Here is a 24,431-nt window from a genome sequence, read left to right as displayed (position 1 = left end):
TCCGTCAGGAGTTGGGCCGCTTGCCGTGGTTGGCCTTGCTGTGCTTGCGGTCACGCTTCTTGCGGCCTCGTTTGGCCATCGGTCGAAAACCTCCGTCGATTGCTTGTCACACCGGCCGTCGCGCGCCGGTTGGCTTGCTGCCCAGTGTCTCACGAGCGCCGCCGCGCACCGACTTCGCCCTCGTCGGAGCCCTCGTCGGACCCCGGTGCGAGCCTTCGCCGGGACCCGTCGGGACCGGTGTGCCGCCGTCGCGGCCGGTGCTGTGGTTCGATGTAGGTGAGCCTGACGGGGCCTGATAGAACCGTGATGAACCAGCAGCCAGCCTGCGCAGAGGCCGAAAACGAGTGGGGTGAAGATGGCCGAGGATGTGCGCGCCGAGATCGTGGCCAGCGTGCTCGAAGTCGTTGTGAACGAGGGTGACCAGATCGGCAAGGGCGACACCCTGGTGCTGCTGGAGTCGATGAAGATGGAGATTCCCGTGCTGGCCGAAGTCGGTGGCACCGTCAGCAAGGTCAGCGTGTCGGTGGGTGACGTCATTCAGGCGGGCGACCTCATCGCGGTGATCAGCTAGCCCCGGGCAACCACTCGGGAGTTATTCGATGTCCACTCTCGGTGATCTGCTCGCCGAGCACACCATGCTGCCGGGCAACGCGGTCGACCACCTGCACGCGGTGGTCGGGGAGTGGCAGCTGCTGGCCGACCTGTCCTTCGCCGACTATCTGATGTGGGTGTGCCGCGACGACGGCATGCTGGTGTGCGTGGCGCAGTGCCGGCCGAACACGGCGCCGACCGTGCTGCAAACCGACGCGGTGGGCACCGTCGTGGCCTCCGAGCGGCTGACGCTGGTCGCCGAGACCTTCGCCTCCGGCGCCGCCAAAGCCGATGACGTTGCGGCCCAACAAGATTCGTGGTTGCCCGGCACTCACGTCGAGGCGTCCCCAGTGCGCTACGGCGGGCACGTGGTGGCGGTGCTGACCCGGCATCAGACCGCGGTGGCCGCCGACCGCGCGTCGGGCCAGCTGGAGATCGCCTACCGGGAGTGCGCCGCGGACCTCGTCCACATGCTCGCCGAGGGCACCTTTCCCGACGTGGGGGACGTGGCCATGTCGCGCTCCACCCCGCGCGCCGGCGACGGCTTCATCCGCCTCGACGTCAACGGCGTCGTCGCCTACGCCAGCCCCAACGCGCTGTCGGCCTACCACCGGATGGGGCTCACCACCGAGCTGGAGGGCCACAACCTCATCGAGATCACCCGGCCGCTGATCTCCGATTCGTTCGAGGCCCAGGAGATGGCCGAGCACGTCAAGGACCTGCTGGCCGGCGGCAAGAGCATGCGGATGGAGGTCGACGCCGGCGGGGCGACCGTGCTGCTGCGCACCCTGCCGCTGGTGGTCAACGGCGCCAGCGCCGGCGCGGCGGTGCTGATCCGCGACGTCACCGAGGTGAAGCGCCGCGACCGCGCGCTGATCTCCAAGGACGCCACCATCCGCGAGATCCACCACCGGGTCAAGAACAACCTGCAGACCGTGGCCGCGCTGTTGCGGCTGCAGGCCCGCCGCACGACCAACCCCGAGGGGCGCGAAGCCCTCATCGAGTCGGTGCGCCGGGTGTCGTCGATCGCGCTGGTGCACGACGCGCTGTCGATGTCGGTGGACGAACAGGTCAACCTCGACGAGGTGATCGACCGGATCCTGCCGATCATGAACGACGTGGCGTCGGTGGACCGCCCGATCCGGATCAACCGGGTCGGCGATCTGGGCGTGCTGGACTCCGACCGGGCCACGGCGCTGATCATGGTGATCACCGAGCTGGTGCAGAACGCGATCGAGCACGCCTTCGATCCGACGGCCGCCGAGGGGTCGGTGACGATCCGCGCCGAACGCTCGGCCCGCTGGCTCGACGTCGTGGTGCACGACGACGGCCGCGGCCTGCCGGAGGGATTCAGCCTGGAGGCCTCCGACAGTCTCGGCCTGCAGATCGTGCGCACCCTGGTGTCGGCGGAGCTGGACGGCACGCTGGGAATGAGCGAAGCCTCCGAACGCGGCACCGACGTGGTGTTGCGGGTGCCGATCGGGCGCCGGACCAGGATGTTGCTGTAGCCGCGCGACCCGCACGCAAGAGTGCGGCCCCGACAATCGTCGAGGCCGCACCGTTTTGCGTTATCCGGGTTAAACCCCGCTGCGGGCCTTTGTCCGGGCGTTGCGACGCTTCAGGGCGCGCCGCTCGTCTTCGCTCATGCCGCCCCAGACGCCCGAGTCCTGGCCCGTGTTCAGGGCCCAACCGAGGCACTCTGTGGTCACCGGGCACCGATTACAGACCAGTTTCGCGTCAGCGATCTGCGCGAGCGCCGGGCCGCTGTTCCCCACCGGGAAAAACAGCTCCGGGTCCTCGTCGCGACAGACCGCCTTGTGGCGCCAATCCATACGTCTTTACTCCTTACTGAGTGCGCAGCAAGGCGCACGGCCATTTTCTTCGGCTGTTTAACGCGTGCAGAAGAAAAGGGGCCGTACCCCCACGAAATTTCTGCATGCAACCTTTTGATCGTTTCACAGGCTCAACAGATGTCAATAGTGTGAGTTCGCTCGTGGGCTATCTCACTTTGATCATCTCGTAGCCGAACCCTTACTCCGTTGTACTACACTGACGGGTCTCTTCGCCGGAACCGCGTTTTCCGGCCGCCCTGGGGCCGCGGTGTTGTAGCTGGTCAGAGACGTTTTTGCCGCGGCGGCGCGACGACCGCGAGCGCGTCCGGAACGGACTTGAACGTCATGGTTTCGCGCACGCCGAGGTAATCGCCGTCGAACTGGCAGGCGACGGGGCCGCCGGTCGAGGTAACTCGCAGGCAGGGCAGGTCATCTTCGGTGATCAGTTGCTTGAAGTCGAAGGCGGGGCGTTTGGCGAACATCTGCCGGACGATCCGCAGGGTGGGAATCGGCTTGAGGGTGGTGGGCGCGAACACCCCCAGGCCGGATTCGAAGCTGCAGCCGGGGTTGGTCCACACCGGCCGCTCGTTGGCGAACGTCCACGGGCTCGAGTTCGACACGAACGCGAAGCTGACGCCGGTGATGGGTTCGCGGCCCGGCAGTTCCAGCGTCAGCATCGGTTCGCGGCGGGTGTAGCCCCACACGGCGGGCACCGCCGCGCGGATGTAGCGCCACGCGGTCACCTTGCCGCCCTTGTCGCGTTCGGCCTCGACGGCGGCCACCACCTCGGCGTCGACGCCCATGCCGGTGTTGAACACGGCCCACCGCTCGCCGCAGTCGATCAGTCCGATGCGGCGCCAGGTGTGGTGGCGCTGGTAGTCGTCGAGCAGTTGGATGAGCTGGTTGGTGGCCGCGACCGGGTCGCGGGAGATGCCCAGCGACCGCGCCAGCACGTTCGCGGAGCCGCCGGGGACCACCGCCACCGCCGGCACCGGTCCGGTCGGCAGCGATCCGGGACGGCCGAGCAGGCCGTTGACCACCCCGCTCACCGTGCCGTCACCGCCGTGCACGACGACCAGGTCGACGCCGTCGGCGAGCGCCTTCTGCGCGAGTTCGGTGCCGTGACCGCGGTGGTTGGTGTGCTCGACGGCGAGCTGCAGGCGGCTCTTCAGCGCGTGGGCCAGCAGATCGCGCCCGGCCGCGGTGGTCGAAGTCGCTGTTGGGTTGACGATCAGCACGGCCCGCATGAGCCACGAGCTTATGCGGTGCGACGATGCGCGCCGCAGCGCGGCGCGAGGAGGAGTGCCGCGATCGAACCGAGCGGTGCGACGATGCGCGCCGCAGCGCGGCGTGAGGAGGAGTCGAACGGGTGTCGTGGCTACGCTGACGCTGTGACGACGCCCGCCGCCCCGACCGCCGTTCGCCGTGCCGGCCTGATCGTCCTGCTGCAGGGGGTGGCCGCGCTGGTCGTGGCGGTGGTGCTGGTGGTGCGCGGGATCGCCGGCGCCGACCAGCATGTGGTCAACGGCCTGGCCACCGCGGGCTGGTTCGTGCTGGTCGGCGCCGCGGTGATCGGCGCGGGGCGCGCGTTGACCCGCGGCAAGCGGTGGGGCCGCGGGCTGGCGGTGATCACCCAGCTGCTGTTGTTGCCGGTCGCCTGGTATCTGGCGGTGGGGTCGCATCGGCCCGGCTTCGGGATCCCGGCCGGCGCGGTGGCCCTGGTCGTGCTGGGCTTGCTGTTCAGTCCGGCCGCGGTGCGCTGGGCCGCCGGCGGTCAGGACGACTCCGCCAGCTCCGCCAACCGCGGCCCGGACAGCCGGTAGGTGGTCCATTCCCGCTGCGGCCGGGCGCCGATCCCGTCGTAGAGGGCGATGGCGTCGGTGTTCCAGTTCAACACCGCCCAACTCAGCCGCGTGTAGCCCCGTCGCACGCACTCGGCGGCCAGCGCAGCCAGCAATGCCCGGGCCAGTCCGCGGCGGCGAAACCCCGGTCGTACGAACAGATCTTCCAGATAGATCCCCGCCACGCCGTCCCAGGTGGAGAAGTTGACGAACCACAGCGCCATCCCCGCGACCGTGCCGTCCACCTCGGCCACATGCCCGTGAACCGTCGGGGCCGCATCGAAAAGCGCTGCGGCGAGCCGTGTTTCGGTGACGGTGCACTGATCGGCGGCGCGCTCGAATTCGGCCAGCGCATGGATCATTTCGGTGATGGCGGCGGCGTCGTGCGGTGCGGCGCGGCGGATTTGGTGGCTCATCGGACGTCCAGGGCGTTGAGTATGGTGGCGAATTTCGTTGTGGTTTCCGCGACTTCGTCGTCGGGATCGGATTCGGCGACGATACCGCCGCCGGCCCGCGCCAGCGCGCTGCGCCGGTCGGCCGACAACTGCGCGCAGCGGATGGACACCACCCAGCGGCCGTCGCCGCGGGCGTCACACCATCCCACCGCGCCGGCGTAGAAGCCGCGGTCGCCCTCCAGGTCGGCGATCAGCTCGACGGCGGCGTCGGTCGGCACCCCGCCGACCGCCGGTGTGGGGTGCAGCGCCAGCGCCAAATCGATTGCAGTGGTTGACCTATCGCGCAGCCGCCCGCTGATCGGCGTGCACAGGTGCCACACGGTGGCGGTGCGGCTCAGCTGCGGTTCGGCCGCGATGGACAGGTCGTCGCACAGCGGCTCCAAGGCGGCCCTGATGGTCTCGATCACCAGCTGATGCTCGTGGCGGTTCTTGGCCGACGACGCCAGCGCGGCACCGTTGGCCGCGTCGGTGTCCGGATCGGCGGCACGCGGGGCCGACCCGGCGAACGGCCGGCACTCGACCCGGTCGCCGGTGCGCGCCACCAGAAGCTCGGGGCTGGCGCCCACCAGCGCCACGCCCGCATGGTCGTCGCCGGCGGCGCTGAGGTCGACGAGATAGCCGTACGCGCCCGGGTCTGCGGCGATCAGCCGGCGCAGGATGGTGCGGGCATCCAGCGGGGCGTCGGCGACCAGGTGCAGGGCGCGGGCCAGGACCACCTTGTGCAGCGGGTTGTCGGTTGCGGCGAGCTGCTCGCGGGCCCGGCAGATCCGGTCCCGGTAGTCGATCGGCGGGGGGAGGGCGGCGGCAACCCGCACCGACGGCAGCTTCCGGGCCGGCCAGTCCGGTGGGCCGTCGCTGACGCTCACGGTATCCGGGGTCAGCAGGGCGGCCGGTCGGCGCACGTCGAAAGGCAACGCGCCCAACACAATTGACACTTCTTGGGAGCGCAGCGCGGCCTGCGCGGCGGCCACGTCGCGGTAGCTTCGCCGCACGCCGTCGGCGACCAGGGTTTGCGTCGGCCCGCACAGCGCGAACGTCGGTTCGTCGTTCACGTCAACCCGAGCGCCCGCAGTTGCCGCACCCCGTGCTCGAATCCGCAGACCGCGATCGACGCGGTGATCATGGCGAAGCGGCTGCCTTCGGCGAGCGGCAATTCCACCCAGCGTGTCATCACCGCCCTGCAGAAGTGGCCGTGGCTGACGAAGACCACGTCGCGCGACTCCATCTGCCGCAGCGCCGCGGTGACGGCCGCATCGGCGCGCGCGCTGACCTGCGCGACGCTCTCGCCGCCCGGACAGCCGTGCGTCCACACCAGCCAGTCGGGCACCGACTGGCGGATCTGCTCAGTGGTCAGGCCCTCGTAGGAGCCGTAATCCCATTCCGCGAGCTGCTCGGACACCTCGTCGACGTTCAGCCCGGCCAGCTCCGCGGTGGCCAGCGAGCGTTGCCGCGGGCTGCTGATCACCAGTGGCTCAACGAGTTTCAGCTCGCTCAGCGCCCGGCCGGCGCGCTCGGCCTGCGTCCGGCCGGCCTCGGTCAGCTCCACCTCGGTGCGGCCGGTGTGCCGACCCGTTTTCGACCACTCGGTCTCGCCGTGGCGCAGCAGCACCAGACGGTGGTTGTGCAAGCCCATGTGCAGTGATTCTGCCGGACGACATGCTGGGGCCGCTGGGCCCAAGCGTCTGGCGGGCGAACATGCCAGGATGGCACTGTAAACGCGCGGCGATGAAAAGGGGCGGGCGCTGGTGAGTAAGACCCGGGTACTGGCGGTGGCCAACCAGAAGGGCGGCGTAGCCAAGACGACGACGGTCGCCTCGCTGGGCGCGGCGATGGTCGACGAGGGCAAGCGGGTGCTGCTGGTCGACCTCGACCCGCAGGGTTGCCTGACCTTCTCGCTGGGCCACGATCCCGACAAGCTGCCGGTGTCCGTGCACGAGGTGCTGCTCGGCGAGGTCGAGCCCAACGCCGCGCTGGTGGACACCGCGGAGGGAATGACGCTGCTGCCGGCCAACATCGACCTGGCCGGGGCCGAAGCGATGCTGCTGATGCGGGCCGGGCGCGAGTACGCGCTCAAGCGGGCGCTGGCCAAACTCGCCGACCGGTTCGACGTGGTGATCGTCGACTGTCCGCCGTCGCTGGGGGTGTTGACCCTCAACGGGCTGACCGCCGCCGACGAGGTCATCGTGCCGCTGCAGTGCGAGACGCTGGCGCATCGCGGGGTGGGGCAGTTCCTGCGCACGGTGGCCGACGTTCAGCAGATCACCAACCCGGACCTGCGGCTGCTGGGCGCCCTGCCGACGCTGTACGACTCGCGCACCACGCACACCCGCGACGTGCTCGTCGACGTCGCCGACCGCTACAGCCTGCCGGTGCTGGCCCCGCCGATTCCGCGCACCGTGCGGTTCGCCGAGGCCAGCGCCTCGGGGTCGTCGGTGATGGCCGGCCGCAAGAACAAGGGCGCGGCGGCCTACGGCGAACTGGCCGCGGCGCTGCTCAAGCACTGGAAGTCCGGCAAGCCGCTGCCCACGTTCACCGTCGAGGTCTAGCCTCGGCGCGCGGCCGAGTCGCTGGGCTTTGAGTGTGCGCTGACGGCGAGCCCGCTCGGCGTGTCGCCGCCGCAGATACACACGCAAGGCCAACGATTCACACTCGACGGCCCGAACCGAAGCGACGGCCCGAACCGAAGCGACGGCCCAGATCGCGATCAGCCCAGCGCGACCACGGTGTCGCCGCGCTGCTCGAACACCCGCGACCCGGACACGGCCGGCACCACCGCGGCCCCGGGTGGCGCGCCGCCGGTCGCCCGGTCCACCGGAATGTAGCGTTCGCTGGCGCCGTTGATCGGGTCGTAGACGCCGATCGCCCCGGTGACGGGCACCAGCAACCGGCCCGCCATCATCGCCCCCGGCCCCAGCGGCGCGGTCTTGTCCCCGGCGGCGATGGTGTAGCGCAGCGCCAAGGTGTTGACGTCGAAGACCATCAGCGAATCGCCGGTCCACCAGGTCATCACGCTGCCCGCGTGCGAGACCGCCGCCGACGGCGACGGCGGTCTGGGCAGCGGCGTGCTCGACACGGTCGTCCCGGTTTCGTCGATCACGTCGACCCGCGGCCGCGGCGCCGGCAGATACACCGCGGTGGTGGCCTCCCGGACGGCCAGCACCCGGGCGCCCGAATCCGGTGCGATGCCCGGCTCGGCCACGATGTGTTGCTGGGGCTCGTCGTCGTCCTTGCCGGGCCGCAGCAGCACCAGCCGCAGGTCGGCCTGATTCGCACAGCTCTCCAGCACCGAGACCGCCGACGAGCTGGCCGCGGCCGAGATCAGCCGGCAGCCCGAGTGCAGTCCGCGCGCCGACGGCTTCACCCGGGCGTCGGTCTCGCCGTAGGTGAGCATCCGCACCATGTCCGAGCGCCACAGCTCCAGCCGGGTGTCGCCGACCGACAGCACGGTCATGCCGTCGGAGGACAGCCGCACCCGCGGGTCGGCGTAGCCGCTGCGGGCCGGCCCGCGGCGGCCGGTGGAACCGTCGAGGGTGCTCACCTGGCCGCAGCCACGGTCATCGCGGTACACCCCGACGGCGTAGCGGTACATCCAGGACAGTCCGCACAGGTCGGTGTCGCGGGCATAGCTCCAGCGGGACTGCCCGGTCGCGGGGTCGCGGCCGTCGATCCGCCGGCCCGCACCGGTGGCGACCACCCCACCCACCACCACCGGCTCGGTGGTGGCCGGGCTGGCCGCGGTCCACAGCTGTTTGAGGCTGGCCGGCACTTGCCGGGCGGGGCTCGGGTTGGGCGCCGGCACGGCCGCCGGGCGGCTGACGGTTGCCCGGGCGTCGCTGGTCCACCAGATCAGCGCGGCGGTCGCGGCGACGACGACGGCGATGGTCGCGGCGGCCACGATGTCGCCCCTGGTCCGCCGCTCGGGTCTGACCATGCGTCGGCGCCGGGGCGTTAGTTGCTCTGCGCGGTGGCGTCCGCGGGCTTGCGACGCCGGCGTCGGCGCCGGCTGGAGCCGGGGTTGCCCGGCGGGGAGCCGGCCGGTGCGTCCGCGGCCGCCTCGCCGTTGCTGCTCGCGGCTCCGTTGCCCGACGGGTGCCCGCTGACCGGCTGGCCGCCGCGGGTGCGTCGGCGCCGGGTGCCCGAGCGCCGCGTGGCTGTCTCCGACTTCTGATCCGGCTTTCCGGTCGCCCGCTCGGCGCTGCGGCGCGGGCCCTGCGGCTTGCGGGCGGCGCCCACCCGGCCCCCGGCACCGGCCGGGATGCCCAGCTCTTCGTACAGGTGCGGCGAATTGGAGTAGGTCTCGGCGGGCTCGGGAACGTCCAGCCCCAGCGCCTTGTCGATCAGCGCCCAGCGGGCCAGCTCGTCCCAGTCCACCAGGGTGACCGCGACCCCGGCCTTGCCGGCGCGGCCGGTGCGGCCGATGCGGTGCACGTAGGCCTGCTCGTCCTCGGGAATCTGGTAGTTGATGACATGCGTGACGTCGTCGATGTCGATGCCCCGGGCCGCCACGTCGGTGGCCACCAGCACGTCGATGTCGCCGGTCCGAAAGGCCTTGAGCGCCTTCTCCCGTGCCACCTGCCCCAGGTCCCCGTGCACCGCACCGACCTTGAAGCCGCGTTCGGCCAGCTCGTCGGCGACCTTCTGCGCGGTGCGCTTGGTGCGGGTGAAGATCATCGTGGCGCCGCGGCTCTCGGCCTGCAGCACCCGGCTGACCAGCTCCACCTTGTCCAGGGCGTGCGCCCGGTAGACGTACTGAACCGTGGTGTCGTGGGTGGCCGCCGAATGCGGCGCCTCGGCCCGGATGTGGGTGGGCTGGCTCATGAACGTGCGGGCCAGCGTGATGATCGGGTCCGGCATGGTCGCCGAGAACAGCATCGACTGCCGGTCGTCGGGGATCTGCCGCAGGATGCGCTCGATGTCGGGCAGGAAGCCCAGGTCGAGCATCTCGTCGGCCTCGTCGAGCACCAGCACGGACAGCCCGCCCAGCTGCAGGTGGCCCTGCTGCGCAAGGTCGAGCAGCCGGCCCGGGGTGCCCACCACGACGTCGGCGCCGGCGCGCAGCGCGTCGATCTGCGGTTCGTAGGGGCGGCCGCCGTAGATGGGCACCACCGACAACGGGCGGCCGCCGTCGGCGGTCAGGTGCTTGGCCGCCAGCGTGAGGTCATCGGTCACCTGCAGGCACAGCTCGCGGGTGGGCACCACGACCAGCGCGCGCGGGGTGCCGTTCAGCGCCCGCGGGGCGGTGCCGGCCGTGATGCGCTGCAGCAGCGGCACCCCGAAGGCGAAGGTCTTGCCCATGCCGGTGCGGGCCTGGCCGATCAGGTCGTCGCCGGCCAGCGCCAGCGGCAGGGTCAGTTCTTGGATCGCAAAAGGGTGTTGAATCCCTTTTTCGTCGAGCGCGCGCACGATTTCGTCGCGGACGCCGAGTTGAGCAAAAGTGAGTTCAGTTGTGCTGGAGGGTGTGGTCATGCGTGGGTAGATAGCCTCTCGGTGACGTATCGGATTGTGTCGGTGTTTTTCTGTTGCGGTCACGCGCGCACCAGTTCCGACTCCGAATACGTCGCCGAGTCGCCGGCTCCGGCTCGGGCTGGAGGAACCCAGTCCGGGCGGGCCAACTGTGCACGCACATTTCCCCGATGGTGGCAATAGAAGACAAATACAACCGCCATCTACCTACATGATAGCCGGTCGACAGCTGGCTCCCATTTTGCGCTAAGTCAGCCGACTACAGTGTTGCCATGACCCGGTCCTCTTGCCAGTCCTCCGAAGCAGCCAGAGAAGCCGACCGAGCAGCCGATTCACCCGCCCCCCGACTGTCGGCCGACCACCCGGGCGTCAACGAGCTGTTCGCGGTGCTGGCCTACGGCGAGATCGCCGCGTTCTACCGGCTCACCGACGAGGCCAAGATGGCTCCCGACCTGCGCGGACGGATCTCGATGGCGAGCATGGCCGCCGCCGAGATGCAGCACTACGAGCAGCTGCGCGACGCGCTGGAGAGCCGGGGCGTCGACGTGGTGTCGGCGATGTCGAAGTACGTCTCGGCGCTGGAGAACTACCACCGGCTGACGATGCCCAGCACCTGGCTGGAGGCGCTGGTCAAGACCTACGTCGGCGACGCGTTGGCCGCCGACCTGTACCTGGAGATCGCCGACGGGCTGCCCGACGAGGTCGCCGACGTGGTGCGCGCCGCGCTGGCGGAGACCGGGCACTCGCAGTTCGTCGTCGCCGAGGTGCGCGCCGCCGTCACCTCCAGCAGCAAGCAGCGCAGCCGGCTGGCGCTGTGGGCGCGCCGCCTGTTGGGCGAGGCGATCACCCAGGCGCAGTACCTGCTGGCCGACCACGACGAGCTGGTCGATCTGGTGGTGTCCGGCGCCGGCGGGCTGGGCCAGCTCAACGCGTTCTTCGACCGGCTGCAGCAGACCCACGAGCGGCGCATGCGGGAACTGGGCCTGGGCTGAACGGCGGCGCCGCCCTGGGGCTCAGCGGGCGCAGGTCGCCATGTTCGAGGCGTTGGCCGAGGCGACCACCCGCTGGCCGGCGGCGTTGAAGATCGAGCAGCTGAGCCGGCCGTAGAAGCTGGTCGCCACCACGGATTCGGTCTGCACGCCGGGTTCCAGCACCACCACTTTCGACCACGGCAGCGACACGTTGAACTCGGTCTGCGGCACCCCGTGCGCGTCGGTGTAGACGACGTTGACCAAATCCAGCAGCTGCTTGCTTCCGCTCACGCTGTAGACGACGGTGCGCGGATCCACCGTGACCGTCGGCGCCGCCGCCAGAGGCGGTGCGGCCGTGGGGATTTGGGCCGGGGCGACGCCGGGGGTCAGGCTGGGCGCGACGCTGGGCGCCGCGCTGGGTGAGGTGACCGTGGTGAACGTCTCGGCCGGCAGCGGGCGCGACGGGCTGGGGGAGGCGCTGGGCGGGACGGACGCCTTGGTGGTCGCGGGCGCCGAGGTCACCGAGTGCGGGGCCGACGCCCCCACCGTGGCCTTGGTGGACGCGCTGTCCCCGCTGTTGATGATGACGGCGGTGGCGATGGCGCCCAGTGCCACCACGGCGCCGACGATCGCGGTGGCCGGCCGCCAGCGCGAGTCGGCGGGCCAGCCGGTCCAGTTGTAGTCGGCGTTCAGGTAGGGGTCGGTGTCGCAGGCGTCGTCAGCGTCGTCGTCCGGGTAACCCCGGATCCGGTCGTCGAGGTGCGGCAGTGTGGTACCCATGGGGCCGAAGTTAGCCATGTGACAACACGGATCGGGTATCGCACGGGTGCCCGAGACAACCTGCAAGCGAATCGTTATCGCACCGCGACCGCAGTTTCGCTGACCGCGAAGTGTGGGACTGTCTCGGGTGGGGTCCGGCCGCGTCTACTAGCCTGCTGCTGACGGGGCGCGACGGCAATGTCGGCGACAGACTTCGAATACCTACGGAAGGGGTGACCGTGGAGGTCAAGATCGGTATCACGGATAGTCCACGCGAGCTGGTCCTGACCAGCACCCAGACACCCGACGAAGTCGAAGAACTGGTCAGCGCCGCGCTGAGCGACGGGTCGGACCTGCTGCGCCTCAGCGACGAGCGGGGCCGCCGCTTCCTGGTGCACACCTCCAAGATCGCCTACGTCGAGATCGGCATCGCCGACGTGCGCCGAGTCGGCTTCGGGGTGGGCGCCGAGGTGGTCGGCAAGCACGCCGGCAAGGGGCGTTGAGGGCACGCCTACGAGCGGGTGAGCGGCACGTGTGACAGCCCGCCCCAGGCGAACGCGACGGTGCCCTCCACGGCGTCGGCCTTGGAGATCGGGCGGTCGGAGTCAAGCCAATAGCGGGCGCAGTCGACGCTGATGCCGACCAGTCCGACCGCGATCATCCGCGCCCGGTGTGGGTCCAGCCCGGAGTCCTCACTGATCAACGCGTAGACCGCGTCGATGCAGGATTCGGTGGCCACCCGCACCTGGGCGGCCACTTCGGGTTCGGTGACGTAGTCGTTCTCGAAGATCAGCCGGTAGCCCTGGCTGTCGTGCTCGATGAAGTCGAAAAACGCTTGCACCGCGGCGTGCAACCGCCGCCGGTTGTCCTTGGTGGTGCTCAGGGCCTGCTGCACGCCGGAGACCAGGTTCTCCACGTGCCGGGCCAGCACCGCGAGGTACAGCTCGAGCTTGCTCGTAAAGTGTTGGTACAGAACGGGTTTGCTGACCCCGGCCCGGTCGGCGATCTCGTCCATGCCGGCCGCGTGGTAGCCGCGGTCGACGAACACGTCACTGGCGACGACGAGCAGCTGGCCGCGCCGCTCGTCGCGGGGCAACCGGTTGCCTCGCCGGTTGGAAGCCGCGGCGCCGTCCGTCGGCCGACCGCGGTCAGCCGATTTGACGGCACGCCGTGCCGGCATCTTGGCGAGTTCGCTCATCGAGTCCTCATCTGATCGTCACCTGATCGCCCAGGGCCGGCCGTCGGTAAACCGGGGCCAGCCGCTCGCAGCTCGTTGCACAGACCTTACTACCCGCGGGGTTGATGCGACCGTCATCGACGTCGTCGTCGCTGGCAGAAGCGGTGTCCGGCGGCCGATTCGGGCGCGCCACCGACGGCGCGGCCGGGCGGCTGTGTAATCCTGGGAAAATGACGTCGCAGCGGCCCCCGCGCAGCACGGGTCGTGTGCCGGTGCTGCGCGACGAGTGGCGCGAACCGTTGCGCGCGCTTCGCGACCCGCTGGCCCGGGAAGCCGGGCGGACCCGCGCAGACCGGGAACGGCCGCGGCAGTGGCGCAAACAGACCTGGCTGGGGCGGTTCGTCTCCACCTACGGCTGGCGCGCATACGCCCTGCCCGCGCTGGTGGTGCTCACCGCCGTCGTCATCTACCAGACCGTGACGGGCACCAGCTCGCCGAAACCGACCGCCAGCCAGCCGATCCAGAGCCCGACCGCGATCGGCGCGGTGGGCACCACGATCATCGACGCCCCGCCGCGCGGGCTCGCCGCGTTCGACGCCAACCTGCCGGCCGGCACATTGCCCGACGGCGGCCCGTTCACCGAAGCCGGCGACAAGACCTGGCACGTGGTGCCCGGCGTCACACCGCAGATCGGTCAGGGCACCGCCAAGGTGTTCAAGTACAGCGTCGAGGTGGAGAACGGCATCGACCCGACCATGTTCGGCGGCGACGACGCGTTCGCTCAGATGGTCGACCAGACGCTGGCCAACCCGAAGGGCTGGACGCACAACCCGCAGTTCGCGTTCATCCGGGTCGACGCGACCGCCGGCGCCAAGCCGGACTTTCGCATTTCGCTGGTGTCGCCGGTGACGGTCCGCGAGGGCTGCGGCTACGAATTCCGGCTCGAAACCTCTTGTTACAACCCGGTATTCGGGGCCAACCGGGAGGCGCGGGTCTTCATCAACGAGGCGCGTTGGGTGCGCGGCGCGGTGCCGTTCGAAGGGGACGTCGGCTCCTACCGCCAATACGTGATCAACCACGAGGTCGGCCACGCCATCGGCTACCTGCACCACGAGCCGTGCGAACAGCAGGGCGCGCTGGCGCCGGTGATGATGCAGCAGACGTTCTCCACGTCCAACAACGACGCCGCCCAGTTCGACCCCGACGTCGTCAAGGCCGACGGCAAGACCTGCCGCTTCAATCCCTGGCCGTACCCGATCGCCTAGCGGCCTCGTTGCCGCGCCGTGGGCGGGCTGCTGTGATGGTGGTAGACGGCTCGAATCGCTGAGCCGACCGACCTGCAGGAGACGTTTCCCGTGTCCACGCCGCTGCCGCCGCTGGTGGCGCCCGCAGACCAGCTGACCGCCGACGAGATGGCCCGCTACAGCCGGCAGCTGATCATCCCCGGCCTCGGCGTCGACGGGCAGAAGCGGCTCAAGAACGCCCGGGTGCTGGTGATCGGGGCCGGCGGGCTGGGCGCGCCGACGCTGCTCTACCTGGCCGCGGCGGGGGTGGGCACCATCGGCATCGTCGAGTTCGACGCGGTCGAGGAGTCCAACCTGCAGCGCCAGATCATTCACGGGGTGGCCGACGTCGGGCGGTCCAAGGCCGCCTCGGCGCGCGACTCGATCGCCGCGATCAACCCGCTGGTCGACGTGCGGCTGCACGAGTTCCGGCTGGACGCGTCCAACGCCGTCGAGCTGTTCGGCCACTACGACCTGATCGTCGACGGCACCGACAACTTCGCCACCCGCTACCTGATCAACGATGCGGCGGTGCTGGCCGGCAAGCCGTACGTGTGGGGGTCCATCTACCGGTTCGAGGGCCAGGTCTCGGTGTGCTGGGAGGACGCCCCGGACGGCCGCGGACTCAACTACCGCGACCTCTACCCCGAACCCCCGCCGCCCGGCGCGGTCCCGTCCTGCGCCGAGGGCGGGGTGCTGGGCGTCGTCTGCGCCTCCATCGCCTCGGTGATGAGCACCGAGGTGATCAAACTCATCACCGGGATCGGCGAATCCCTGCTGGGCCGGTTGATGATCTACGACGCGCTCGAGATGAGCTATCGCACCATCGCGATCCGCCGCGACCCCTGCGACGCGTCGCGGCCCGCCATCACCACGCTGGTCGACTACGAGCAGCTGTGCGGCGCCGCGCCGGCCGCCTCCACCGACGCCGCCACCGGCGGGGCCGAGGCGGCCATCACCCCGCGGCAGCTGCGCGAGCTGCTGGACTCCGGCGCCAAGCTGGCGCTGATCGACGTGCGCGAACCGGTGGAGTTCGACATCGTGCACCTCGACGGCGCGCAGCTGATCCCGCAGTCGTCGATCAACTCCGGGGAGGGCCTGGCAAAGCTGCCGGCCGACCGCATGCCGGTGCTGTACTGCAAGACCGGGGTGCGGTCGGCCCAGGCGTTGGCGGTGGTGCGCCAGGCCGGATTCAGCGACGCGGTGCATCTGCAGGGCGGGATCGTGGCCTGGGCGCAACAGATGCAGCCCGACATGATCCTGTACTGACCAACCCGCTTGTTGGACTCGTTTAGAGTACCGGTGTGACAGTCGAGCCACCGCCGGATCATGTGTTGTCGGCGTTCGGTTTGGCCGGCGTTAAACCCGTCTATCTGGGTGCCAGCTGGGAGGGCGGCTGGCGGTGCGGCGAAGTCGTCCTGTCACTGGTGGCCGACAACGCGCGCGCGGCCTGGTCCGCCCGGGTCCGCGAGACGCTGTTCGTCGACGGGGTGCGGCTGGCCCGCCCGGTCCGTTCCACCGACGGCCGCTACGTGGTGTCCGGGTGGCGCGCCGACACCTTCGTCGCGGGGACGCCGGAGCCCCGGCACGACGAAGTCGTCTCGGCGGCGGTGCGCCTGCACGAGGCGACGGGCAAACTCGAGCGGCCCCGCTTCCTGACCCAGGGGCCCACGGCGCCCTGGGGCGACGTGGACATCTTCATCGCCGCCGACCGCGCCGCCTGGGAGGAACGGCCGCTGGCCTCGGTGCCGCCGGGGGCGCGGGTGGCCCCCGCGACGGCGGACGCCCAGCGATCGGTGGAGCTGCTCAACCAGCTCGCCACGCTGCGCAAGCCCACCAAGAGCCCCAACCAGCTGGTGCACGGCGACCTTTACGGCACAGTGCTTTTCGTGGGTTCGGCGGCGCCGGGGATCACCGACATCACCCCCTACTGGCGGCCCGCGTCGTGGGCGGCCGGAGTGGTGGTCATCGACGCGTTGTCCTGGGGGGAGGCCGACGACGGACTCATCGAACGCTGGAACGCCCTGCCGGAGTGGCCGCAGATGTTGTTGCGCGCGTTGATGTTTCGGCTGGCCGTGCACGCGCTGCACCCCAGGTCTACCGCCGAGGCGTTTCCGGGGCTGGCCCGCACCGCGGCGCTGGTCCGGCTGGTGCTCTAAGCGCCGAACCGGTGCCGGACCTCGGGCAGCGGGATCCTGCCGTCGGTGGCCAGCACGCCTTCGGCGCGCAGCAGTTCCAGCTGCCGGGTCCGCAGGTGCCGCGCCGGGCGCCCGGAGGCGGTGATCACCCGGTGCCACGGCAGGTCGGAGGAGTCGGTCCGCATGATCCAGCCGACGATGCGGGCACTGGAAAGCCCTGCGACAGCGGCGATGTCGCCGTAGGTGGCGACCCTGCCGGGCGGGATGGCCGCGACCAGCGCCCGCACCCGCTCCACCTGCTCGTCGGTCACCGGCGCCACGTCAGCGCGCCTTGAGCAGCTCGCGAGCCAGCGCGGCGACGTCGTCGGGCTTGGCGTAGGGCACCATGTGGTTGCAGTCGAAATCCAGCAGCCGGAACCGCGATCCCAGCCGGTCCTGCAGCGCCGCGATGAGTTCGTCGCCGACGTACGGCGGCGCGGTTCGCTTGGCGCGCACCAGGATCGTCGCCGTCTGCGCCGGCGGCAGCACCGGGTCGCGGGCCAACTCGCTCCAGTACGACATCATCGCCGGCAGACACACCCGCCAGCCGTACCGCCCGTTGGGCAGCTCGATCAGGTGCTCGTCGATCTCGGCGTCCAACAGCGCGGGCTCGACATCCGACCACGAGCCGTGCAGCTTCTCCAGCCGCGCCTCCTCGGCGTCGGGATAGTCCGGCGAGGCCAGCATCGCCTCGGCGATCTCGCGCATCCAGGCGCCGTCCAGCCCGATCGCCGGGTCCAGCAGCAGCAGCCCCGCCACCCGGTCCGGGCGCACGGCGGCCAGGTGCATCGCCAGCCCGGCCCCGAAGGAGTGGCCGACCACCAGCACCGGCGCGCCGGCCTGCGCGTCGAGCAGGTCTGCCAGCGCCGAGATGTTGGCGTCGATGGTCCACGGCGCCGACCAGCTGGACCGGCCATGGCCCACCAGATCCGGTGCGGCCCAAGCGAATTCGGGCAGCAGGCCGGCCAGGTGCTGCCAGCGCTGCCCGTGCCCGGTCAACCCGTGCAGCGCCAGGATCCGCGCCGGACCGGGCGGGCCGTAGCGGTGCACATGCAATGTCGCGGTCACCCGTCGATGGTGCCAGCCGCCGCGGTCGCGGTGCGCGGGCGGCCCGCCCCGGTGCCGCGCTCAGCGGTCGTCATCCCACTCGTCCTCGGTGGAGACGATGTAGGCCTGGTCGATCACGTCGGCCTCGTTGGCCTCGCGATCGCCCGCACTCACGTACTCGGTGTCCAGGCCGGTCTCGTCGTCGGTATCGACGGGCCGCTGTTGCTCGGCGACGTCGCCTTCAGGCGGCTCGTCGATGGGAAAGCCGCGTTCGTCCTTCATGGTCCTGGACCCCTCCTTCGGTTGTTGAAGCACCATTGTTCGCGCTGCGCCGCCTTCCAGGGTAGGGAGGTGGTGTCGGTGCAGGTCACGCTCGCTTGTCACACCCCGGTGATTGCATGCAGCCATGTCATTCACCTGGGATGCGCAGGCGGGCGCCGTGCTGGCGCCCGGTGCCCGCGGGACCGTCCGGGTGCTCGGCGGGCCGGGCACCGGCAAGAGCAGCCTGCTCGTCGACGCTGCGGTCGCCCAGATCGAGGCCGGCGTCAACCCGGAATCGGTGCTGCTGCTCACCGGTTCCGGCCGGCTCCCGATGGCCGAGCGCAGCGCCTTGACGACGGCGCTGTTGCGGTCGGCGGGCGCCGGCCCGGCCGTCCGCGAACCGTTGGTGCGCACCGTGCACGGTTACGCGTACGCGGTGTTGCGCCGCGCCGCCGAGCGCGCCGGCGAGGCGCCGCCGCGGCTGGTCACCAGCGCCGAACAGGACGCGATCATCCGGGAACTGCTGGCCGGGGATCTGGCCGACGGCCCGCGCGCGGCGACGGCCTGGCCGGCCGCGCTGCGTCCGGCGCTGAGCACCGCGGGATTCGCCACCGAACTGCGAAACCTGTTGGCGCGCTGCGCCGAACGCGGTGTCGACCCTCAGGCATTGGAGCGGCTCGGCCGGCGCTGCCGACGGCCGGAATGGGTGGCCGCCGGTCAGTTCGCGCGCCAGTACGAACAGGTGATGTTGCTGCGCGCGGCGGTGGGCACGGCCGCCCCGGAGGCGACGACGCCCGCGCTGGGTGCCGCCGAACTGGTGGGTGCGGCGCTGGAGGCCTTCGCTGTCGACGCCGAGCTGCTGGCCGCCGAGCGTGGCCGGATCCGGGTGCTGTTGGTCGACGACGCCCAGCAGCTGGATCCGCAGGCCGCGCGGCTGGTGCGGGTGCTGGCCGCGGGCGCCGATCTGGCGCTGATCGCCGGGGACCCCAACCAGGCGGTGTTCGGCTTCCGCGGTGGCGATCCCGGCTCGCTGCTCGACGGCGCGGCGCCGGCGGTGACGCTGACCACGTCGCACCGCTGCGCCCCGGCCGTCGCGCGCGCGGTGAGCGGCGTCGCGGGCCGGCTGCCCGGCAGCAGCGCCGGCCGCCGCATCGAGGGCGCCGGACCGGGGGAGGCTCGGTCGCGGTGCGGCTGGCCGCGTCCGCGCACGCCGAGGCGGCCGCCATCGCCGACGCGCTGCGGCGCGCCCACCTGGTCGACGGCGTGCCCTGGTCGCAGATGGCGGTGATCGTGCGTTCGGTGCCGCGGGCCGGCGCGCGGTTGCCGCGGGCGCTGGCCGCCGCCGGGTGCCGGTGACCGCGCCGGCGGCGAGCGGGCCGTTGGCCGAGCAGCCGGCGGTGCGCGCGCTGCTGACCGTGCTGCTGGCCACCGCCGACGGCCTGGACGGGCAGCGGGCACTGGCGTTGCTGACCGGCCCGATCGGCCGCGTCGACCCGGTGTCGCTGCGGCAGCTGCGGCGAAACCTGCAGCGCGCCAACGCCGGACGCCCGCCCGGTGATTTCGCCGAGCTGTTGGTCGAGGCGCTCACCGGTACCGCGCCGCCGCCCGGTGCACTGTTCCGGGCGCTGCGCCGGGTTCGCGCGGTGCTGGACGCGGCCGGGCGCTGCCACCGCGACGGTCAGGACCCGCGCTACATCCTGTGGGCCGCCTGGCACCGGTCGGGGCTGCAGCGCCGCTGGCTGTCGGTCAGCGAGCGCGGCGGCCCCGCCGCCGTCCAGGCCGGCCGGGACCTCGACTCGGTGACCGCGCTGTTCGACATCACCGACGACTACGTGTCGCGCACCTCGGGCGCGTCGCTGCGCGGGCTGGTCGAGCACGTCGCCGCGCTGCAGCTGCCCGGCGCCGGCCCCGTGCCGGTGGCCACCGCCGAGCAGGTCAGCGTGCTCAGCGCGCACGCCGCGCTGGGCCGCGAATGGGATTTCGTGGTGATCGCCGGGCTGCAGGACGGGTTGTGGCCCAACACCGTTCCGCGCGGCGGGGTGCTGGGAACCCAGCGGCTGCTGGACGTGCTGGACGGGGTCAGCGCCGACGCGTCCGTGCGGGCGCCGCTGCTGGCCGAGGAGCGCAGGTTGCTGGTGGCGGCCATGGGCCGGGCCCGGCAGCGGCTGCTGGTGACGGCGGTGGACAGCGACACCGACGGGTCGGATCACGAGGCCGCGCTGCCGTCGCCGTTCTGCTACGAAATCGCGCAGTGGGCCGGCGAAGACGTCGAAACCGCTGCCTTGCAGCCTGTTTCGGCCCCGCGGGTGTTGTCGGCGGCCGCGCTGGTGGGGCGGCTGCGCGGGGTGGTGTGCGCGCCGGACGGCGCCGTGGACGAGCTCGACCGTCGTTGCGCGGCAACGCAATTGGCCCGGCTGGCCCAAGCCGGGGTGCCCGGCGCCGACCCGGCCAGCTGGCACGGCCTGATCCCGGTCAGCACCGCCGAACCGCTGCGCGGCGGTGGAGACGTCGTCACCTTGACACCGTCGACCATGCAGACGCTCACCGACTGCCCGCTGCGCTGGCTGGCCGAACGGCACGGCGGCACCGACCCGCGCGACCTGCGCTCGGCCATCGGTTCGGTGGTGCACGCCCTGATCGCCCAACCGCACCGCAGCCCGGCCGAACTGGTGGCCGAGCTGGACCGCGCCTGGCGGCACTTACCCTTTGCCGCGCAATGGCATTCGGACAACGAGCTGGCCCGCCACCGCGCGATGCTGGAGGCGTTCGCGCAGTGGCGGGCGAACACCCGCGGCGCGCTGACCGAGGTCGGCGTCGAGGTCGAGATCGACGGCACGCTGTCCACCGGGGACGGCCGCGAGGTCCGGCTGCGCGGCCGGGTGGACCGGGTGGAGCGCGACGCCGCCGGTCGGCTGGTGATCGTCGACGTCAAAACCGGCAAGACCCCGGTCAGCAAGGACGACGCCCAGCAACACGCGCAGCTGGCGTTGTATCAGCTGGCGGTGGCGCACGGCTTGCTCGGTGCCGCCGGCGGCGACGCCGAACCCGGTGGGGCGCGGCTGGTTTACGTCGGCAAGACCGCGGCATCGGGGGTGGTCGAGCGCGAGCAGGATCCGCTGACGGCGTCCGCCGCCGACCAGTGGCGCGAGGCGCTGCGGCGGGCGGCGGACGCGACGGCCGGTCCGCAGTTCATCGCGCGGCGCAACGACGGCTGCACCCACTGCCCGCTGCGGCCCTGCTGCCCCGCCCACGCCGACGGGTCCGGCCGATGAGCGACCGCTACAGCCCCCGCGAATTAGCTTGCGCCCTCGGGCTTTTCCCGCCGACCGAGGAGCAGGCCGCCGTCATCGCCGCGCCGCCGGGGCCGCTGGTCGTCATCGCGGGGGCCGGTGCCGGCAAGACCGAGACCATGGCCGCGCGGGTGGTGTGGCTGATCGCCAACGGCTACGCCCACCCCGGCCAGGTGCTGGGGCTGACGTTCACCCGCAAGGCCGCCGGCCAGCTGTTGCGCCGGGTCCGCTCCCGGCTGGCCCGGTTGGCCGGCGTCGGGTTGGGCGGGGCAAGCCCGAACCACGGTGCCGTCGACCCCGAAGCCGCCCCGGTGGTCAGCACCTATCACGCCTTCGCCGGCTCGCTGCTGCGCGACTACGGCCTGCTGCTGCCGGTCGAGCCGGACACCCGGCTGCTCAGCGAAACCGAGTTGTGGCAGCTGGCTTTCGACGTGGTGAACCGATACCGCGGGCCGCTGCGGACCGACAAGACGCCGGCCGCGGTCACCTCGATGGTGCTGCGGCTGTGGGGACAGCTGGCCGAACACCTGGTGGACACCTCCCAGCTGCGCGAGACCCACCTGGAACTGGAGCGGCTCGTGCATGCCCTGCCCGCCGGCCCGTACCAGCGTGACCGCGGCCCAGCCAATGGCTGCTGCGGCTGTCGGGCACCCAGTCGGAGCGGGCCGAGCTGGTCCCGCTGCTGGAGGCGCTCGACGAGCGGATGCGCGCGGCCAAGGTGATGGACTTCGGCATGCAGATGGCGTCCGCGGCGCGGCTGGCCGCGGCCTTCCCGCAGGTCGGCGCCGACCTGCGCGGCCGCTACCGGGTGGTGCTGCTGGACGAATACCAGGACACCGGCCACGCCCAGCGCATCGCGCTGTCGGCGCTGTTCGGCGGCGGTGTCGACGACGGGCTGGCCTTGACCGCCGTCGGCGACCCCATCCAGTCGATCTACGGCTGGCGCGGCGCCTCGGCGACCAACCTGCCCCGGTTCACCACCGACTTCCCCCGGTCCGACGGCACCCCCGCGCCGGTGCTCGAGCTGCGGACCAGCTGGCGCAATCCGCCCCGCACGCTGCGGGTGGCCAACGCGATCTCGGCCGAGGCGCGCCGGCGTTCGGTGGCCGTGCATGCCCTGCGCCCGCGGCCGGATGCCCCGCCGGGCACCGTGCGCTGCGCACTGCTGCCCGACGTGGTCGCCGAACGCGAATGGATCGCCGACCACATCGACGCCCACTACCGCCGGGCCCGGGCGGACGGCATCAGCCCGCCCACGGCCGCGGTGCTGGTGCGCCGCAACGCCGACGCCGCGCCCATCGCCGACGCGCTGCGGGCCCGCGGGATCCCGGTAGAGGTCGTCGGGCTGGCCGGGTTGCTGTCCGTGCCCGAGGTCGCCGAGCTGGTGGCCATGCTGCGGCTGGTCGCCGATCCGACCGCCGGGGCGGCCGCGATGCGGGTGCTCACCGGCCCGCGCTGGCGCCTCGGCGCCCGCGACCTGGCCGCGCTGTGGCAACGCGCCCGCGCCCTCGGTGGCGCCGGGACGGCCGGCGGGCCGGCCACGGCCGAGGCGATCGCCAGCGCCGCCGATCCCCGCAACGTCGAAACCGACGCCGTGTGCCTGGCCGACGCGATCGCCGATCCCGGCCCGGCCCAAGGGTATTCGGCTGCGGGGTATGCGCGCATCGCCGCGCTGGCCGCCGAGCTGAGCGCCCTGCGCGCCCACCTCGACCACCCGCTCGGCGACCTGGTGGCCGAGGTGCGCCGGGTGATGGGCCTGGATTGCGAAGTCCGCGCCGCGGCCGCGGCGGGCTGGGCCGGCACCGAGCATCTGGACGCGTTCGCCGACGTCGTCGCCGGCTACGCCGAACGCGCCGACACCGGCGGCACCGACGCGTCGGCGTCCGCCTCGGTGGCCGGTCTGCTGGCCTTCCTGGATGTCGCCGAGTCGGTCGAAAACGGCTTGCCGGCAGCACCATTGGCGGTCGCACGTGACCGCGTCCAGGTGCTGACCGTGCACTCGGCGAAGGGGCTGGAGTGGCAGCTGGTGGCGGTGGCGCACCTGTCGGGCGGCGTCTTTCCCTCCACCACCGCCAAGACCACCTGGCTCACCGACGCCGCGGAGCTGCCGCCGCTGCTGCGCGGCGACCGCGCCCGCCCGGGCGCGTTGGGCATCCCGGTGCTCGACACCTCCGACGTCACCAACCGCAAGCAGTTGTCGGACAAGATCTCCGAGCACCGCCGCCAGCTCGAGCAGCGGCGCGTCGACGAGGAACGCCGCCTGTTGTACGTCGCGGTCACCCGGGCCGAAGACACCCTGCTGGTATCCGGGCACCACTGGGCGGCCACCGGCATCAAACCGCGCGGCCCGTCGGACTTCCTCTGCGAGATCAAGGACGTCATCGACGCCTCGGCCGCGGCCGGCGACCCCTGCGGAACGGTGGAGCAGTGGGCGCCGGCGCCCGCCGACGGCGAACGAAACCCGCTGCGCGACAACGCCGTCGAGGCCGTATGGCCGGCCGATCCGCTGGCGTCCCGGCGCGGTGAGGTCGAGCGCGGTGCGGCGCTGGTGCGGCAGGCGATGGCGGCCGAGCCGGGTGATCCGGGCGCCGACGTCGAGGGCTGGGCCGCCGACGTCGACGCGCTGCTGGCCGAGCGGGCCCGCGTGACCGGGCCGCCGCCGCAGGTCCTGCCGGGCCAGCTGTCGGTCAGCTCGCTGGTCGGCCTGGCCCGCGACCCGGCCCGGGCCGCGCAGCGGCTGAGGCACCGGCTGCCGTCCCGGCCGGAGCCGCATGCGTTGCTGGGCAACGCGTTTCACGCGTGGGTGCAAAAGTTCTACGGCGCCGAGTGCCTGTTCGAGCTCGGCGACCTGCCGGGCGCGGCGGACTCCGACGTCGGCGACACCGCGGAATTGGCCGAGCTGCAGGCCGCATTCCTCGAATCACCTTGGGCTGCAAGGACTCCCGTCGCCGTCGAGGTGCCGTTCGAAATGCCGATCGGTGACACGCTGGTCCGCGGCCGCATCGACGCGGTGTTCGCCGAATCGGACGGCGGCGCCACCGTGGTGGACTGGAAAACCGGTGCGCCACCGGACAGCCCGGAAGAGATGCGCCAGGCCGCCGTCCAGCTCGCCGTGTACCGCCTGGCCTGGGCGGCGCTGGCGAAGGTGCCCGAGTCGTCGGTGCGCACCGCCTTCCACTACGTGCGGGCGCGCACCACGGTGGTTCCCGAGGCGCTGCCGACGTCCGACCAGTTGGCCGGTCTGCTCGCACCGACCGCGCCGGTGTGACCCGCGCCGCCCGAGT

Annotated in this window: 22 protein-coding genes and 2 pseudogenes; 11 read left to right on the top strand and 13 right to left on the bottom strand. The window is 71.8% G+C overall.

Features of this window, described 5'->3' with window-relative positions; all coding sequences use genetic code 11:
• Positions 1-4: 4 nt before the first annotated feature.
• Positions 5-79, bottom strand: coding sequence for a 50S ribosomal protein bL37 (locus NF20_RS28950; protein WP_085976515.1), 75 nt, complete (start codon positions 77-79; stop codon positions 5-7).
• Positions 80-355: 276 nt separating this feature from the next.
• Between NF20_RS28950 and NF20_RS15985 the strand changes: the two genes are divergently transcribed.
• Together NF20_RS15985 and NF20_RS15980 are read left to right on the top strand one after the other, a co-directional pair.
• Positions 356-571 (top strand): biotin/lipoyl-binding carrier protein, encoded by a 216-nt coding sequence (locus NF20_RS15985; RefSeq protein ID WP_003874604.1) that lies wholly within the window; start codon positions 356-358, stop codon positions 569-571.
• Between the two features lie 28 nt (positions 572-599).
• Positions 600-2,099: a sensor histidine kinase gene (locus NF20_RS15980; protein WP_003874605.1), complete on the top strand. Its 1,500-nt coding sequence runs from the start codon at positions 600-602 to the stop codon at positions 2,097-2,099.
• A gap of 69 nt (positions 2,100-2,168) precedes the next feature.
• Here the strand turns inward: NF20_RS15980 and whiB1 are convergent, their stop codons facing one another.
• Both whiB1 and NF20_RS15970 read right to left on the bottom strand, forming a co-directional pair.
• On the bottom strand, positions 2,169-2,423 hold the full coding sequence (whiB1, locus tag NF20_RS15975; protein WP_003874607.1) for a transcriptional regulator WhiB1: 255 nt from the start codon (positions 2,421-2,423) through the stop codon (positions 2,169-2,171).
• Positions 2,424-2,704: 281 nt separating this feature from the next.
• A complete protein-coding gene (locus NF20_RS15970) occupies positions 2,705-3,670 on the bottom strand; it encodes a diacylglycerol/lipid kinase family protein (RefSeq protein ID WP_003874608.1) in 966 nt (321 codons plus the stop codon).
• Between the two features lie 144 nt (positions 3,671-3,814).
• On the opposite strand from NF20_RS15970, the gene NF20_RS15965 reads away from it, so the two are divergent.
• Positions 3,815-4,246: a hypothetical protein gene (locus NF20_RS15965; RefSeq protein ID WP_033711664.1), complete on the top strand. Its 432-nt coding sequence runs from the start codon at positions 3,815-3,817 to the stop codon at positions 4,244-4,246.
• Here the strand turns inward: NF20_RS15965 and NF20_RS15960 are convergent.
• The 3 genes from NF20_RS15960 to NF20_RS15950 are packed head-to-tail and all read right to left on the bottom strand — an operon-like array spanning position 4,198 to position 6,352.
• A complete protein-coding gene (locus NF20_RS15960) occupies positions 4,198-4,680 on the bottom strand; it encodes a GNAT family N-acetyltransferase (protein WP_033717350.1) in 483 nt (160 codons plus the stop codon). The genes NF20_RS15965 and NF20_RS15960 overlap by 49 nt on opposite strands.
• On the bottom strand, positions 4,677-5,771 hold the full coding sequence (locus NF20_RS15955; protein WP_033717349.1) for an isochorismate synthase: 1,095 nt from the start codon (positions 5,769-5,771) through the stop codon (positions 4,677-4,679). The genes NF20_RS15960 and NF20_RS15955 overlap by 4 nt, the downstream gene beginning before the upstream one ends.
• Positions 5,768-6,352: an acid phosphatase gene (locus tag NF20_RS15950; RefSeq protein WP_031348494.1), complete on the bottom strand. Its 585-nt coding sequence runs from the start codon at positions 6,350-6,352 to the stop codon at positions 5,768-5,770. The genes NF20_RS15955 and NF20_RS15950 overlap by 4 nt, the downstream gene beginning before the upstream one ends.
• 112 nt (positions 6,353-6,464) lie before the next feature.
• On the opposite strand from NF20_RS15950, the gene NF20_RS15945 reads away from it, so the two are divergent.
• Positions 6,465-7,265: a ParA family protein gene (locus NF20_RS15945; RefSeq protein ID WP_003874613.1), complete on the top strand. Its 801-nt coding sequence runs from the start codon at positions 6,465-6,467 to the stop codon at positions 7,263-7,265.
• A 158-nt stretch (positions 7,266-7,423) separates the two neighbouring features.
• On the opposite strand, the gene NF20_RS15940 is transcribed toward NF20_RS15945, so the two are convergent.
• A complete protein-coding gene (locus tag NF20_RS15940) occupies positions 7,424-8,650 on the bottom strand; it encodes a hypothetical protein (protein WP_033711657.1) in 1,227 nt (408 codons plus the stop codon).
• A gap of 17 nt (positions 8,651-8,667) precedes the next feature.
• Positions 8,668-10,185 carry a DEAD/DEAH box helicase gene (locus NF20_RS15935; protein ID WP_033711656.1) on the bottom strand — a complete coding sequence of 506 codons (1,518 nt, stop codon included), beginning with the start codon at positions 10,183-10,185 and terminating at the stop codon, positions 8,668-8,670.
• Between the two features lie 269 nt (positions 10,186-10,454).
• Here NF20_RS15935 and NF20_RS15930 point away from each other — a divergent pair, with 269 nt between their 5' ends.
• Positions 10,455-11,174: a ferritin-like fold-containing protein gene (locus NF20_RS15930; RefSeq protein ID WP_023863225.1), complete on the top strand. Its 720-nt coding sequence runs from the start codon at positions 10,455-10,457 to the stop codon at positions 11,172-11,174.
• A 21-nt stretch (positions 11,175-11,195) separates the two neighbouring features.
• Here the strand turns inward: NF20_RS15930 and NF20_RS15925 are convergent, their stop codons facing one another.
• Positions 11,196-11,933, bottom strand: coding sequence for an MmpS family transport accessory protein (locus tag NF20_RS15925; RefSeq protein WP_033711654.1), 738 nt, complete (start codon positions 11,931-11,933; stop codon positions 11,196-11,198).
• Between the two features lie 212 nt (positions 11,934-12,145).
• Here NF20_RS15925 and NF20_RS15920 point away from each other — a divergent pair, with 212 nt between their 5' ends.
• Complete coding sequence (locus NF20_RS15920) at positions 12,146-12,415, top strand: DUF3107 domain-containing protein (RefSeq protein ID WP_003878902.1); 270 nt, start codon at positions 12,146-12,148, stop codon at positions 12,413-12,415.
• Positions 12,416-12,423: 8 nt separating this feature from the next.
• Here NF20_RS15920 and NF20_RS15915 read toward each other — a convergent pair whose 3' ends face one another.
• Positions 12,424-13,110, bottom strand: a complete 687-nt coding sequence (locus tag NF20_RS15915) for a TetR/AcrR family transcriptional regulator (protein WP_003874619.1) — start codon at positions 13,108-13,110, stop codon at positions 12,424-12,426.
• A gap of 104 nt (positions 13,111-13,214) precedes the next feature.
• Between NF20_RS15915 and NF20_RS15910 the strand changes: the two genes are divergently transcribed.
• From NF20_RS15910 to NF20_RS15900, 3 genes are all read left to right on the top strand, one after another.
• Positions 13,215-14,354: a DUF3152 domain-containing protein gene (locus NF20_RS15910; RefSeq protein ID WP_011725917.1), complete on the top strand. Its 1,140-nt coding sequence runs from the start codon at positions 13,215-13,217 to the stop codon at positions 14,352-14,354.
• A 90-nt stretch (positions 14,355-14,444) separates the two neighbouring features.
• Entirely contained in the window at positions 14,445-15,641 is a 1,197-nt protein-coding gene (gene moeZ / locus NF20_RS15905; protein ID WP_009978667.1) for an adenylyltransferase/sulfurtransferase MoeZ, read from the top strand.
• Positions 15,642-15,676: 35 nt separating this feature from the next.
• Positions 15,677-16,531, top strand: coding sequence for a TIGR02569 family protein (locus NF20_RS15900; RefSeq protein ID WP_003874622.1), 855 nt, complete (start codon positions 15,677-15,679; stop codon positions 16,529-16,531).
• Here the strand turns inward: NF20_RS15900 and NF20_RS15895 are convergent.
• From NF20_RS15895 to NF20_RS15885, 3 genes are read right to left on the bottom strand one after another with little or no spacing between them, the layout of a single operon-like run.
• Complete coding sequence (locus NF20_RS15895) at positions 16,528-16,830, bottom strand: MGMT family protein (RefSeq protein WP_009978664.1); 303 nt, start codon at positions 16,828-16,830, stop codon at positions 16,528-16,530. The two genes, NF20_RS15900 and NF20_RS15895, sit on opposite strands and share 4 nt — an antisense overlap.
• 1 nt (position 16,831) lies before the next feature.
• A complete protein-coding gene (locus NF20_RS15890; protein ID WP_011725913.1) occupies positions 16,832-17,617 on the bottom strand; it encodes an alpha/beta fold hydrolase in 786 nt (261 codons plus the stop codon).
• Between the two features lie 60 nt (positions 17,618-17,677).
• Positions 17,678-17,878, bottom strand: coding sequence for a hypothetical protein (locus NF20_RS15885; protein WP_003874625.1), 201 nt, complete (start codon positions 17,876-17,878; stop codon positions 17,678-17,680).
• A gap of 124 nt (positions 17,879-18,002) precedes the next feature.
• Here NF20_RS15885 and NF20_RS15880 point away from each other — a divergent pair.
• Positions 18,003-21,129 (top strand): annotated as a pseudogene (locus NF20_RS15880) (ATP-dependent helicase).
• Positions 21,126-24,415, top strand: a pseudogene (locus tag NF20_RS15875) (ATP-dependent helicase). The pseudogenes NF20_RS15880 and NF20_RS15875 overlap by 4 nt, the downstream one beginning before the upstream one ends.
• Positions 24,416-24,431: the final 16 nt, after the last annotated feature.

The sequence above is a fragment of the Mycobacterium sp. MAC_080597_8934 genome (assembly GCF_000523975.1).
Taxonomy (GTDB): domain Bacteria; phylum Actinomycetota; class Actinomycetes; order Mycobacteriales; family Mycobacteriaceae; genus Mycobacterium; species Mycobacterium avium.
The sequence above is the reverse complement of the archived record's forward strand: the minus strand, read 5'-3'. Positions and strand labels throughout refer to the sequence as shown.

Coding starts and splice junctions, on each gene's coding strand:
- NF20_RS15940 (WP_033711657.1), bottom strand. CDS start 8,650: ATGGTCAGACCCGAGCGGCGGACCAGGGGCGACATCGTGGCCGCCGCG.
- whiB1 (WP_003874607.1), bottom strand. CDS start 2,423: ATGGATTGGCGCCACAAGGCGGTCTGTCGCGACGAGGACCCGGAGCTG.
- NF20_RS15950 (WP_031348494.1), bottom strand. CDS start 6,352: ATGGGCTTGCACAACCACCGTCTGGTGCTGCTGCGCCACGGCGAGACC.
- NF20_RS15970 (WP_003874608.1), bottom strand. CDS start 3,670: ATGCGGGCCGTGCTGATCGTCAACCCAACAGCGACTTCGACCACCGCG.
- NF20_RS15930 (WP_023863225.1), top strand. CDS start 10,455: ATGACCCGGTCCTCTTGCCAGTCCTCCGAAGCAGCCAGAGAAGCCGAC.
- NF20_RS15960 (WP_033717350.1), bottom strand. CDS start 4,680: ATGAGCCACCAAATCCGCCGCGCCGCACCGCACGACGCCGCCGCCATC.
- NF20_RS15935 (WP_033711656.1), bottom strand. CDS start 10,185: ATGACCACACCCTCCAGCACAACTGAACTCACTTTTGCTCAACTCGGC.
- NF20_RS15910 (WP_011725917.1), top strand. CDS start 13,215: ATGCGACCGTCATCGACGTCGTCGTCGCTGGCAGAAGCGGTGTCCGGC.
- NF20_RS15925 (WP_033711654.1), bottom strand. CDS start 11,933: ATGGGTACCACACTGCCGCACCTCGACGACCGGATCCGGGGTTACCCG.
- NF20_RS15915 (WP_003874619.1), bottom strand. CDS start 13,110: ATGAGCGAACTCGCCAAGATGCCGGCACGGCGTGCCGTCAAATCGGCT.
- NF20_RS15885 (WP_003874625.1), bottom strand. CDS start 17,878: ATGAAGGACGAACGCGGCTTTCCCATCGACGAGCCGCCTGAAGGCGAC.
- NF20_RS15980 (WP_003874605.1), top strand. CDS start 600: ATGTCCACTCTCGGTGATCTGCTCGCCGAGCACACCATGCTGCCGGGC.
- NF20_RS15985 (WP_003874604.1), top strand. CDS start 356: ATGGCCGAGGATGTGCGCGCCGAGATCGTGGCCAGCGTGCTCGAAGTC.